The sequence below is a fragment of the Actinomadura sp. 3N407 genome, assembly GCF_052245875.1.
In the GTDB taxonomy this organism is placed as follows: Bacteria; Actinomycetota; Actinomycetes; order Streptosporangiales; family Streptosporangiaceae; genus Spirillospora.
The window spans coordinates 151,792-163,040 of sequence record NZ_JBQQBP010000017.1 but is presented as its reverse complement, the minus strand read 5'-3'; the positions used below and the strand labels follow the sequence as shown (position 1 = coordinate 163,040).

Annotated in this window: 13 protein-coding genes; 7 read left to right on the top strand and 6 right to left on the bottom strand. The window is 69.5% G+C overall.

The features are described 5' to 3' along the window. Positions 1-68: 68 nt before the first annotated feature. The gene (locus ACTWPP_RS34415) at positions 69-1,328 is read left to right on the top strand and encodes a sensor histidine kinase (protein WP_443108580.1); all 1,260 of its coding nucleotides are present in this window, start codon (positions 69-71) and stop codon (positions 1,326-1,328) included. Further along, positions 1,325-2,017: a response regulator transcription factor gene (locus ACTWPP_RS34410; RefSeq protein ID WP_443108579.1), complete on the top strand. Its 693-nt coding sequence runs from the start codon at positions 1,325-1,327 to the stop codon at positions 2,015-2,017. The genes ACTWPP_RS34415 and ACTWPP_RS34410 overlap by 4 nt, the downstream gene beginning before the upstream one ends. 117 nt (positions 2,018-2,134) lie before the next feature. Here the strand turns inward: ACTWPP_RS34410 and ACTWPP_RS34405 are convergent, their stop codons facing one another. Both ACTWPP_RS34405 and ACTWPP_RS34400 read right to left on the bottom strand, forming a co-directional pair. Next, positions 2,135-2,920 (bottom strand): DUF6348 family protein, encoded by a 786-nt coding sequence (locus tag ACTWPP_RS34405; RefSeq protein WP_443108578.1) that lies wholly within the window; start codon positions 2,918-2,920, stop codon positions 2,135-2,137. 32 nt (positions 2,921-2,952) lie between these two features. Beyond that, the gene (locus ACTWPP_RS34400; RefSeq protein WP_443108577.1) at positions 2,953-3,825 is read right to left on the bottom strand and encodes a hypothetical protein; all 873 of its coding nucleotides are present in this window, start codon (positions 3,823-3,825) and stop codon (positions 2,953-2,955) included. A gap of 615 nt (positions 3,826-4,440) precedes the next feature. On the opposite strand from ACTWPP_RS34400, the gene ACTWPP_RS34395 reads away from it, so the two are divergent. The 4 genes from ACTWPP_RS34395 to ACTWPP_RS34380 all read left to right on the top strand — a co-directional run bounded on the left by ACTWPP_RS34395 (position 4,441) and on the right by ACTWPP_RS34380 (position 7,105). Next, positions 4,441-4,953 carry a hypothetical protein gene (locus ACTWPP_RS34395; protein ID WP_443108576.1) on the top strand — a complete coding sequence of 171 codons (513 nt, stop codon included), beginning with the start codon at positions 4,441-4,443 and terminating at the stop codon, positions 4,951-4,953. Next, the gene (locus tag ACTWPP_RS34390) at positions 4,917-5,507 is read left to right on the top strand and encodes a hypothetical protein (protein ID WP_443108575.1); all 591 of its coding nucleotides are present in this window, start codon (positions 4,917-4,919) and stop codon (positions 5,505-5,507) included. The genes ACTWPP_RS34395 and ACTWPP_RS34390 overlap by 37 nt, the downstream gene beginning before the upstream one ends. 111 nt (positions 5,508-5,618) lie before the next feature. Next, positions 5,619-6,620, top strand: coding sequence for a sigma-70 family RNA polymerase sigma factor (locus tag ACTWPP_RS34385; RefSeq protein ID WP_443108574.1), 1,002 nt, complete (start codon positions 5,619-5,621; stop codon positions 6,618-6,620). A gap of 59 nt (positions 6,621-6,679) precedes the next feature. Then, positions 6,680-7,105: a nuclear transport factor 2 family protein gene (locus tag ACTWPP_RS34380; RefSeq protein ID WP_443108573.1), complete on the top strand. Its 426-nt coding sequence runs from the start codon at positions 6,680-6,682 to the stop codon at positions 7,103-7,105. A gap of 158 nt (positions 7,106-7,263) precedes the next feature. Here ACTWPP_RS34380 and ACTWPP_RS34375 read toward each other — a convergent pair whose 3' ends face one another. Further along, positions 7,264-7,872 carry a TetR/AcrR family transcriptional regulator gene (locus tag ACTWPP_RS34375; RefSeq protein WP_443108572.1) on the bottom strand — a complete coding sequence of 203 codons (609 nt, stop codon included), beginning with the start codon at positions 7,870-7,872 and terminating at the stop codon, positions 7,264-7,266. A 64-nt stretch (positions 7,873-7,936) separates the two neighbouring features. Between ACTWPP_RS34375 and ACTWPP_RS34370 the strand changes: the two genes are divergently transcribed. Continuing rightward, positions 7,937-8,344, top strand: a complete 408-nt coding sequence (locus tag ACTWPP_RS34370; protein WP_443108571.1) for a RidA family protein — start codon at positions 7,937-7,939, stop codon at positions 8,342-8,344. 33 nt (positions 8,345-8,377) lie between these two features. Here ACTWPP_RS34370 and ACTWPP_RS34365 read toward each other — a convergent pair whose 3' ends face one another. The 3 genes from ACTWPP_RS34365 to ACTWPP_RS34355 form a co-directional block, all read right to left on the bottom strand. Then, on the bottom strand, positions 8,378-8,971 hold the full coding sequence (locus ACTWPP_RS34365) for a maleylpyruvate isomerase family mycothiol-dependent enzyme (RefSeq protein ID WP_443108570.1): 594 nt from the start codon (positions 8,969-8,971) through the stop codon (positions 8,378-8,380). Positions 8,972-9,040: 69 nt separating this feature from the next. Further along, positions 9,041-10,024 carry an RNA polymerase subunit sigma-70 gene (locus tag ACTWPP_RS34360; protein ID WP_443108569.1) on the bottom strand — a complete coding sequence of 328 codons (984 nt, stop codon included), beginning with the start codon at positions 10,022-10,024 and terminating at the stop codon, positions 9,041-9,043. A 291-nt stretch (positions 10,025-10,315) separates the two neighbouring features. Then, positions 10,316-11,155, bottom strand: a complete 840-nt coding sequence (locus tag ACTWPP_RS34355) for an FkbM family methyltransferase (RefSeq protein WP_443108568.1) — start codon at positions 11,153-11,155, stop codon at positions 10,316-10,318. Positions 11,156-11,249 lie beyond the last annotated feature (94 nt).

Genomic DNA, 11,249 nt, shown 5'->3' with positions numbered 1-11,249 from the left:
CGGCGATGACGAACACGGGCGGCTCCCTCCCGCGACCACGCGGCACGTGGTGGCGGGAGGGAGCGATCATGGCGACGGCTTTCGCGCTCTGCCTGCTCGGCGGCGTGGTGCAGGTCGACGACACGCTGTCACCGCCGCCCGCCGCCGCCTACTTCATCGCCGTGGTGTCCTGTGCGGTGCTGCCGGTGCGGCACCGGGCGCCCCTGGCCGCCATGGCGGCCACGACCGCGGCCGGCATGCTGGTGCCGCCCTTGGGCCTCCTGCTGAGCCCGCTCATCGTGGCCCCCGCCGTGATCACCGGCTACTCGCTCGCCGTGCGCACCGAACGGCGCGCGGCGAGCGCGGTGCTGCTCGCCTCCGCGGCGCTGCTGGTCGCCTCCATCCCCTTGTTCGGGGCCCTCTCGTGGAAGGACGCGAGCAGGATGGGAGCGGTGGCGGCGTTCCCGCTGGTGGCCGGCGTACTCGGTCACTCGACGCAGAACCGGCGGGCCTACCTGGCGGCCGTGGAGGAGCGGGCCCGGCGGGCCGAGACGAGCCGGGAACGCGAGGCGCGCCGGAGAGTGGCCGAGGAGCGGGTGCGCATCGCCCGGGAACTCCACGACCTCGTGGCCCATCAGATCACCCTGGCCAACGCGCAGGCCACGGTCGCCGCCCACCTCTTCGACACCCGCCCGGAACAGACCCGCAAGAGCCTGAGGGAGCTCGTCGAGACCACCGGCGACGCGCTCGACGAACTGCGGGCCACGGTCGGTCTGCTGCGCCAGTCCGGGGACGCGGCCGCGCCCGCCGAACCGGCGCCCGGGCTGTCCCGGCTTCCCGCGCTCCTCGAGTCCTTCCGCCGCGCGGGCCTGGAGGTGTCGGTGCACCAGGAGGGCACGTCCAGGCCGCTGCCGCCGGGAGTGGACCTCACCGCCTACCGCATCGTCCAGGAGGCCCTGACCAACGTGACCAAGCACGCCGGTACCGGTAGCGCCCGGGTGCGCCTCACCTGGAACCGCGATCGCGTGACCATCACCGTCGCCGACGACGGAGGGGACGCCCGTACGGCGCCGACCGCGTCCACGGGACCGAACGCGTCCACGGTGCCGGACCGTCCGCCCGGCTACGGTCTGATCGGGATGCGTGAACGCGCCACCGCGGTCGGGGGGCACCTCTCCGCGGGCAGGCGCCCGGAGGGCGGCTTCCTCGTCTCCACCGAGCTGCCCCTCCCGCCCGCCAGGGACACGACGCGGGAGACCGATGGAGCAGCGGCCATCGAGGGGCGGACGGCCGACGGAGCGACAGGCGACGAACGGACGGGCGACGGAGAGGCCGGGGATGCGCCGTGACGCTCCGGGTACTGCTCGCCGACGATCAGGCCCTGCTGCGCGGTGCCTTCCGGATGCTTCTCGACACCGCCGACGACATCACCGTGGTCGGCGAGGCCGCCGACGGCGGGGAGGCGGTGAGACTCACCCGGGAGCTGTGCCCGGACGTGGTGATAATGGACATCCGGATGCCCGAGGTGGACGGTCTCACCGCCACGTCGGAGATCTGCGCGGACCCGGAACTGCGCGCCAGCCGCATCCTGATCCTCACCACGTACGAGACCGACGAGTACGTCGCTCAGGCGCTGCGCGCGGGGGCCAGCGGCTTCATCGGCAAGGGCATCGGAGCCGAGGACCTGCTGGCCGCCGTGCGCACGATCGCCGACGGCGACACTCTTCTGTCCCCCGCCGCGACCCGCTCCTTGGTCGCCCGTTTCCTGGCCACACCGGACGACGCCCCGCCGCGCGACCCCGAACGGCTCGCCGTGCTCACCCCGCGCGAACGCGAGATGGTGGCCCTGGTCGCCACCGGCCTGTCCAACCAGGAGATCGCCGAGCGGATGTTCCTCAGCCCCTATACCGTCCGCGCTCACGTGCAGCGCGCCATGATGAAGCTGGAGGCCCGCGACCGGGCGCAACTCGTCGTCATCGCCTACCGGACGGGGCTGGCCCACACCGCCCCCGGCGGCGGCACCGACCCCCTGCCGTAGTCCGATACCGGGCGGCAAGTGCAGCCCTCCGGCAACTCCCCACTCGAAAACCGGGATAGGCGCGGCGCGCTAGGTGCGGCGCCGCCGCTGCACTCGACAAGCCGTGGTGGACGCGGTTCATCCATCCGGACCCCTGGCTTCATCGGCTGCTGATGAATCCCGGACGGGCACGAGCAGACCGAAGAGCCGCACCGCCACCCTCCCATCGGGCAATGGCGCCGGACTGCCCGCGACCACAGCCTCTCCACCTGGCCACGGCTCGTTGTCCAGGAGCACCTCATTGGTCTGCAACCGGCCGTCGTGGTAGGCGACGAACAGGCGTAGCCCGTGCACCCTCGGAGTGAGCGGCACCTGACGCAGCGCCTCCGACAGCCGATCGAGCAACGGCCCGGCGGACGGCACGGGCCGGTCGGTGAACATGGTGAGTTGAGCACCCAGAACCAGCTCGAACGCGCCGCCGGGGTGCTCGTACCGCTCCCGCACCACCTGCTCAGGAGCGGCACCGGGACGCAGCAGGCCGTCGACGATCGGATGCAAGGAGCCACGCTCGAACGTGCGGAGCGCCCCGCCGATCGCCTCGCGCCAGGTGGCGCCGTGCCCGGCGAAGCTCTCCACCAGCCATGATGTGGCCAGAGCCGGGTGCGACACGGCGAAGTCGACCTGGGCCATCACCACGCCGGCCGGAGCGGGGTGGACGAACAGCGTCGCATCGACCCTCGTCTCGCCGTCGAGCACCGCATCCGGGAACCGAACGTCCGGCAGCAACCGCCGCGTGTACGCCATCGGCAAGAAGATCAGCAGCCGCTCGGCCAGCCACGGTTCGACACCGGCGCCGGTCAGCCGCCCCAGCACCTCGTCGTCACTCGGCGACTCGGCACCCGCGCAGAACGCGGCGATGCCCACCTCGACGGCAGCGTCGAACGTCGTTGATTCGGTCACTTGGCGCGGTCACTTCCTGTGGTCGGCTCGGTCAGCCCGCGGCGCTCGGTGATCTCCCGCATCGCCTCCAGCGCGCCGGGGCCGATCCGCGTCCGGTCGGCCGCCTCGCGCGCCAGGCTGTCCAGCATGCGCAGCGGACCTCTCGGGACTTCGCCGCCGTGGCGCGCGGCCGCCTCGGCGACGGCGTCGTGGCCGTGGTCGGCGATGATCCCGCGGATCGCCGCCTCCGCGACGGCGCGGTCGCGTCCGGGTTCGCCCAGCGCGTACGGCAGGACATAGGGCAGCGCGGCCGTCCCGTGCCCGTCGAACCAGACATCGGCGGGCCAACCGACGACCGGGAGCCCTCGCGCGCCGTCCGAGTGGACGATCACCAACCGCGCCACGTTCGCGTCCAGGAAGGGGGCGAGGGCGCCCAGCGTGTCGGGGTCGTCGGGACGGACGGCGTGCAGTGCCGGCTCGTACGCCGCCAACTCGTGGCGGGCGACGACGGCCCGGACGTGGTTCGGGATGAGGTCGCCCCAGTAGCGCCGGTCGCCCAGTGCCTCGGCGGCGAGGTCGTCCGGGCCGTGCACCAGCAGGCGGGCGTAGAGGGCCGAGCGTCCCCTGGCCGTCAGGTCGGTCAGGGGTCTGCCGCCGCGGATCCGATTCGCCGTCGCGTCCCAGTCGTGGTTTTTACCGGAGGGCGCTGCAGGGGCGTTCTTCAGGAAGGACTCCCGGATACCCATCGCCCAGGACACGACGGTAGGCCCCGCAGGCGGCTCCACCCCGTCGAGCACGATCGGGTCCCATTCCCAGGGCGGGTCGACCAGGAGGGCGGGCAGCGCCCCGGCGAGCGCTTCCTTGACGTCCGCTTCAAAGGGATCCGGCATGGTTCCGATATCGCAATCAGGTCGTTGAGCATCACGAGGGCCTCTGAGGCGGTCAGGATCGAGCGCGCCGAACATCCGACCGCCCCCGTCCTCTGACCCGTGCACACACGATCCGGTTCCGACGGGCGGGCCGCCCGGGAGCGCCGGATCATCCTCCACGGGTCATTCAAGCGGAACAAACGCGATGACCGGAACATCGACCTGATGACCGAGAAGGCAGGGATCGGGCCCGGTGCGCCGCACTCACGGCATGCCGTCCGATCAATGCGATCTGACCAGCGCATTCGCCAGGACGGCTGTATCAATATCACTCCAGGGCACGGGCGTCGATCGGTTCGGTGTTCTTGCGGACTTCGACAGACCGGGCATTCTATGAGTATCGTGATTCACCGGGACTGCACTGACCGCCAGGTTTCAGAACCGTTTCGTCGAGCCCAGAAATGATCGGACGAATTTGCTCCCCTCCCTCACTGCATTGATTATTCGTCGAGACGACGGAGTCCGGCGGAACCGGCGGTTCCAATCCAACTTGCGGCCCTACCCCAGGTGTTCGGCCGCGGCTCACGCTTCTGCGGGTCGGCTTCTCAACTCTGACGGCGAAGGATGGTGCTGCACATGTCCGACGACGATTTCGAGTACACCCTGAAAGACACGCTCCGCCACGGTGGCATCGTCCTCAAGGCGGGTGTCGTGGCGATCGTCGTCGTCCTCATCCTCAGCATCATGTACGTGTTCGGCTGGGGATTCTTCTCCAAGACCACGGCGCCGTGGCGCGGCGCGGCCGAGAAGCGGGAACAGATCGAGGGAAGCGGGGAGTACCGGATCGCCGCGTACGACCATTTCTTTGACCTCTGCGCCCAGGTGCAGTCCGACGAGGCGTCGATGAGGAACCTGCGGCGCGAGCTGAAGTCGGAACCGAAGCCCACCGATGAGCGTGCCATGCAGATCAACGCGTCGATCACGGCGCTGGAGAACAACCGGGCCGAGAACATCAACCAGTACAACGCGGATGCCGCGAAGAAGCACACCGAGGGGCAGTTCCGGAGTTCGGGGCTGCCGTACCGGCTCAGTCTGAGCACCGAGGAGACAGCATGCACGTCGAGTTCACCATCACCCGCACGGACCTGAGGCGTTTCCTGGTCCTGCTGGCCATCGCGGGCATGGCCCTGATCACCCTTGCCGGTTGCTCGGACGACGCCGGCGACGAGGAGCAGGATCGGACTTTGGGCGGGTACACGCGACTGGTGGCGCAGCAGCCGAGCAAGACCATGAACTATTCACCGACACGGAACACGGCCAACTTCTGGATCGAAACCTGGAGCAAGCCCGGCAAGCTGAGTTACGTCTACCTGCAGAACGGCGACGGCGACCTGCTCGGCTACTACGTGTTCAAGGGCCTGCCGGTTCCCTACTGCGTCAGCCTCACGCCTCCGGAGCAGGTCAGCGGCACAAGCGACGCCGGTGTCGTGCGCAAGGCGCCGGCCGTCGACGGCGTGTACTACGGACAGGGCGACTGCAGCCGCTACTACGGCATCGACGCGACGACCAATTCCTACGTCGAGTACACGGCCGGGCTGGGAATCAACGTGCTGCTCTACGACCAGCCGCTGCCCAACCGCCCGAACGTGAAGCCGCTCGGCCACACCCGCATCGACAAGGACGGCAAGCCGGTGGGGGACTAGGCCGGTATCCGCCGGCCGACGTCGCGCGACGAGAGGAACAAGGCTGCTGAGCGATGTGGTTCCGGGGCGCGGCGTCTCCGCCGCGCGATGCGCCGGGCGCATACTTGCGACATGGACGAGGGGGAGCGGCCTGCCGAGGCTGAGATGGTGCTCGCTGCCAGGGAAGGGGATCGGGAGGCGTTCGGGCATCTGGTCGAGCCGTTCCGGGACGAGTTGCGCGCGCATTGCTACCGGATGCTCGCCTCAGTGCACGACGCCGAGGACGCCGTCCAGGACACCTTCCACCGGGCATGGCGGGGGCTGGGGAAGTATGAGGAGCGCGGATCGATCCGTCCCTGGCTCTACAAGATCGCGACGAATCGGGCGCTGACGCTGATCGAAAGACGCGGGCGGCGCGAATTGCCCACCGACATGAGCCCGGAAGGTGCACCGGCGGTCGAGACGGCCTGGGTGGAGCCGTACCCCGGGCGGTGGATGTCCTGGACGGGCGACCTCGATCCGGAGGCTCGCGTTCTCGCGCAAGAGAGTGTGGAGATCGCGTTCGTCGCCGCCTTGCAGCACCTCTCGGCCTCGCAGCGGGCCGCTCTGCTGCTCTGCGATGTGCTCGGATATCCCGCCCGTGAAGCCGCCGAGGTCCTGGAGACGACGACGGCCGCGGTCAACAGCGCGTTGCAGCGGGCACGCAAGGCCGTCCCCGAAACCAGTCAGCAGCGCACGCTGGACGCGATCGGGGAGGCCGCGCAGCGGGACCTGGTCCGCCGGTACATGGCGGCCTGGGAGGCGCAGGACGTCGACTCCATCGTGGCGATGCTCGCCGAGGACGCCAAGTACTCGATGCCGCCCTTGGCCGCCTGGTACGAGGGGCATGCGGGCATCCGGGCCTTCCTGGTCGAGGGGCCGCTGACCGACCGCTGGCGTTTCGTGCCGGCGCAGGCGAACGGGCAGCTGGCCTTCGGCACCTACATGTGGGACGACGCCAGAGCCGTGTACGTCCCGGCGGGCCTGGACCTGCTCGTGCTGCGAGACACCCGGATCGCCGAAGTCGTGTCCTTCCTGGACGCCGATTTCTCAAGATTCGGCCTCCCCATGGAATTGACCGGCCCGCCGCGATGATTTCGCGGCCCGGCCCGGGTTGTAGTCCCGACGGACAACCGAGCCGGAAGGACACGACAGTGCAGACCGACCAAGAGCAGATCCGCACCCTGATCGAACGCTGGGCGGAGGCCGTTCACAACGGCGACATGGACCGGGTCCTCCAGGACCACGCCGAGGACATCGTCATGTTCGACGTCCCGCCGCCGTACGAGGGAGTGCGCGGCCTGGACGACTACCGCCGGACGTGGCCGCCGTTCTTCGAGTGGCAGGCCCAGGGCGCCACATTCGACATCGAGTCCCTGGACGTCATCGCAGGTGACGACGTCGCCTTCGCTTACGCACTGCTGCGCTGCGGCACCAAGGAGGAATTCGCGGCAGACCCGGACAACCGCCTACGCCTGACCCTTGGCCTACGCAAGGAGGACGCCCACTGGACCGTCGTCCACGAACACCACTCCTTCCCACTCGTCCCCGCGGACCAGGACAATCCCGAGGAGGTCTGACGCCCGCGCCGCCGAGGACCACGCGGCGGACAACGGCGTCGCCATACGGGCCCGTACCGTCCGCGAGGCGGCGTACGTGCACACCGCCGCCGTATCGCCGGGGCGACCGGCGATGCCCAGCGACTTTCCGCCCGCCGGCGTGGTCCGCCTGCCGGGGCTCAGAGCCGCCCCCAGCCCTGCTCCACGGATCGGCGGCATGAGCCCGGGTCATCGCCTGCGCTGACGAACAGGGCGGTCAGCATGGGAACCCCGTGCACGAGTGCGTCGCGTGGGAGCGGACCGGTGGCCACGAGTGACACCAGTCCGTGGCCGATGGCCCAGCTCTGCGTCGCGAGCTCAAGGGGAACCACATCGCTGCGGAACCGGTCGATGGCCTTGGCCCGCTGGACGGCGTGAACGAGGCCGTGCAGGGTGTCGTCGGCGGCCTGAGGGTCCTCCAGGTCGAAGTTCGCGTCGAACATGACGCGGTAGAGGTCGGGCTCGTCCAGAGCGTTGGCCACGTAGGCGGCGCCCAGAGTGGTGAGGTCCTGCACAGGATCCTCGGACATCTCGACCCTGGAGAGCCTGGCCGCCAGACGGGTGAAACCCTCCTGCCGCATCGCCGTCCACAGACCGTCCATGCCGCCGAAGTAGGTGTAGACGGCCATCGTCGACACGCCGGTTCCGGCGACGAGGGAGCGGAGGCTGATCGGCTGCCGGGTGCGCAGCATCTGCGCGGCGCGGTCGATCAGCAGGGCGCGGACGGCGGGATCCTTCGTCCTGGACATGGCCCCACATTACATAGCACTGCTATGTTTTGGTGGACTGCATCGACGACAAGGAGATACGCCCATGGCCGTGACGCTCATCAACCCCGACGGACTACCGAAGCCCGAGGTGTACCGGCAGCTCTCGATCGCCACCGGATCGAGGACGGTGTTCCTCGCCGGGCAGGTCGCGCGGGATGCTCAGGGCCGGAAGGTCGGCGAGGGCGACTTCGCGGCCCAGGTCGAGCAGGCCTATCTGAACGTGGGCACGGCACTGGCCGAGATCGGCGGGTCGTTCGACGACGTGGCCAAGCTGACCATCTATGTCGTCGACTGGAGCGCGGACAAGATGCCGCTGCTGGGCGAGGGAGTCGCGCGGGCAGCGGAGAAACTGGGAGTCGACCCCGTCAAGCCGATCACGCTGCTGGGCGTCGCGGCCTTGGGCGAGCCCGACCTCATGGTCGAGGTCGAAGCCATCGCCGTGCTCGACTGAAGTCCGCCTCGTTTCATCGATCCGCCCCCGTGATCATCTCCCGATGGGACGCCGTCCGGTGACCACGAGGAGGACGTCCTTGGACGTCATCGCGACGACGGTGGATCCCTCACCGACGACCGCGTCGGAGTCGGTGGCGGCCAGTTTCCTCCCGCCGAGGTCGACCCCGAAGTGCTTCAGCTGCCGTGGACCGGTCGATGCCAGAACCAGCGCGAGGCGCTCGGCCGGTGCCGAGGGGAGGCCGAGCGGTTCGGTGAAGTCGAGGCCGTGGATGACGTCGTGGCTGAGGGCACCCGCCTGCCCGCCACCGGGTGGCCGCCAGGGGTGGTCGATGTTGCGCCGGAGAAGGTCGACGAGTTCGGCCTCGCTCATCGTCCGGGCCGCTGATCGGGCATCCCGATCGGCGTACCGGTTGAACGAGAACCCTGCCCGGACCAGACCTGCCATCACTCCGATCGGCTTGGTCCGGAACGGCATCGTCATGTGGGCGACCACCTCACGGACCCGCCACCCGTCGCACAGGGACGGCATGTCCCACTGCTCCGGCGTGAGGTCGCCGAGCAGGCCGGCGAGCCGCTCCCGCTCTGCCCGGGTCTCGCTGGTCAGGTGAGCCGAGGTTGTTTCCATCGAGCTGGTCCTTCCGCGTCGTCAGGGTGTTCATCGACTTGTACGACGCGTTGGGCGAGAACTCATCGGTCACACGGTGGCGTGCTCCGCACCTCGGAGGCACTCCGGGAGGCCGAACTCGGCGAAACGGTGCTGGGTACCGAGGAACGTCACCAGTTGGGTGATCAGTTCGTCCCGTATGTCGACCGAAACGAGAGCGAACGGGCGGAGGACGCCGTCGTCGCCGGGCCGGTATTGCCCGAACCCCGGGGCGCCGTTGATGCGGCATGGCACCAGCCGCGCGCCCGCGCAGGAGTCGCTGGCCCCGGCGACCGCAGCGATCTTCTGTGCGCCTTCCAGCCGCCACTGGAACGGCGGCATCGAAGCCACCGCGTCCTCACGCATCACCGCGGTCAACCCGGCGATGTCATGGGACTCGAAAGCAGCCACATACCTGCGAAGCAGATCACGCTGACCGGCGTCTTCGGGGTCGTAGAGGTCGAAGGGGTCAGGCCGGTTGGCCTCCAGCGAGGCCCGCGCACGCTGCAACGCGCTGTTCACCGCGGGCACCGTGGTGCCGAGGATCTCGGCGGTCTCCCGGGCGGTGAACACCAGGACGTCACGCAGCACCAGGACGGCCCGCTGACGAGGAGCCAGATGCTGAAGCGCCGCGATGAACGCCAGCCGAACCGACTCCCGCTCCAGGGCCACGTCACCCGGGTCCTGGCCGCCCAGCAGACGCGAGTCGGGCATCGGCTCCACCCACACCTCCGGCGGAAGCGGCGCACCGAGGCCCGAGTTCTGGGCCGTCACCGACCCCACGTCCATGACCAGGGCCCGACGCTTCGCCGCCCGAAGCATGTCGATGCAGACATTAGTGGCGATCCGATGGACCCAGGTGCTCAACCTTGCCCTGCTCGGGTCGAACCGGTCGCGCCTGGACGACGCTCGGATCAAGGTCTCCTGAACCGCGTCGTCCGTGTCCGCCGCAGAGCCCAGCAGCCGGTAGCAATAGCCGGTCAGCGGAACGCGCAGAGCCTCCAGATCCTCGATCGCCACCTCGCCTGCCCGCACAAGCAACCTCCCTCAACTGACCGCCACGCCCGCACCCGAACGCCAGTCTCCAGCAACCGTCCGCGAACACTGAGGCTAGGACACGGCCTTGGTCGATTGACCGTTGGCGGCCACGCTGTCCAGCCCATGGGAAGCCGACCACGGCGCGGGGTTCCACCGGCGGTTGGGGAAGACGGCCGCCGAGGTGGGCGACAGTCGCACCACCCAGGACTGCCCAGAGATCTGGCGGACAACGGCGACAGCGCGATCACTTGCCCATGCCGACCGGCAACCGTCAGGTGACATCGGCACTCAGTTGCAAGTTGTGGAGAAAGCCGGGTGGGATTCGCTGGTGAACAGCACGGAATTGATGTAGCGCCTGCCGGGCCGCAGCATTCTGCCGAAAAATCCGCGGTCCAGTTCGCGCACCGTGTCCCGCTGGTGGGCGCTCAGGTCGAAGTCGGCCAGCGGCGTCCAGACGGAGTCCAGTAGCACGTGGCCGGTGTAGTCCCAGCGCCGCATCAGGGCGATCACGTCCGGCATCTGCCGGTGCCGCTCCTCCACCTCGACCAGCAGATTGGGTCGGTCGCGCGCGATAGTCTCGGCGGCGCCGAGCAGCGCGTTCAGCTCGTGCCCCTCGACGTCCAGCTTGATGAAGCGGACGTCGGTGAGCCCGAGGCTGTCCACGGTGACCCGGGTGACGCTCACGGGACGGCCGGCATCGCCCGATACCGAGGAGATCCCCGCCAAGGCGCGGCTGTCGGGGATCCACAGGTCGATCGTGCCGCACTCGTCGGACGCGGCGGCCTGCACGACCTCGACCCGGGGGAACGTGCGGCGCAGCAGCCCGGCCAGCCGCGGATCGGGCTCGATGGTCACCACCCGGTCCGCCCGGCCCGCCAGGCGCCGCGTCCACGGACCGAACCATCCCCCGACGTCGACCGCGGTGCCCCCGGTCGGCACGTACTCGGGCAGCCGCCCCAGCTCGGGCTCCAGCCGCGGATAGACCGCCCGGACCAGGCGGCCGATCAGTCCCGTCGGTAACGCCCCTACCAGCCGGCGTTCCAAAGGCGCACGGCCGGTCGCTGCCGCGGGCGGTCCGGCGGCCGGTACCTCTCGCTCCGGTGTCGAGTCGACGATGTCGTCAACCATCAGCCCGCTCCGTCCACGCTCATAGCGCCCAGTAGGCGTTCGGGGACCATCCGTGAATCCATGCGGAGTGGCGTAGGCCGGGTTCGCACTGGCG

What these genes read in the sequence shown, in the direction of transcription:
- ACTWPP_RS34415 (WP_443108580.1), top strand. Translation starts at nt 69, where the DNA reads ATGGCGACGGCTTTCGCGCTCTGCCTGCTCGGCGGCGTGGTGCAGGTC.
- ACTWPP_RS34400 (WP_443108577.1), bottom strand. Translation starts at nt 3,825, where the DNA reads ATGCCGGATCCCTTTGAAGCGGACGTCAAGGAAGCGCTCGCCGGGGCG.
- ACTWPP_RS34395 (WP_443108576.1), top strand. Translation starts at nt 4,441, where the DNA reads ATGTCCGACGACGATTTCGAGTACACCCTGAAAGACACGCTCCGCCAC.
- ACTWPP_RS34390 (WP_443108575.1), top strand. Translation starts at nt 4,917, where the DNA reads ATGCACGTCGAGTTCACCATCACCCGCACGGACCTGAGGCGTTTCCTG.
- ACTWPP_RS34385 (WP_443108574.1), top strand. Translation starts at nt 5,619, where the DNA reads ATGGACGAGGGGGAGCGGCCTGCCGAGGCTGAGATGGTGCTCGCTGCC.
- ACTWPP_RS34375 (WP_443108572.1), bottom strand. Translation starts at nt 7,872, where the DNA reads ATGTCCAGGACGAAGGATCCCGCCGTCCGCGCCCTGCTGATCGACCGC.
- ACTWPP_RS34370 (WP_443108571.1), top strand. Translation starts at nt 7,937, where the DNA reads ATGGCCGTGACGCTCATCAACCCCGACGGACTACCGAAGCCCGAGGTG.
- ACTWPP_RS34365 (WP_443108570.1), bottom strand. Translation starts at nt 8,971, where the DNA reads ATGGAAACAACCTCGGCTCACCTGACCAGCGAGACCCGGGCAGAGCGG.
- ACTWPP_RS34355 (WP_443108568.1), bottom strand. Translation starts at nt 11,155, where the DNA reads ATGGTTGACGACATCGTCGACTCGACACCGGAGCGAGAGGTACCGGCC.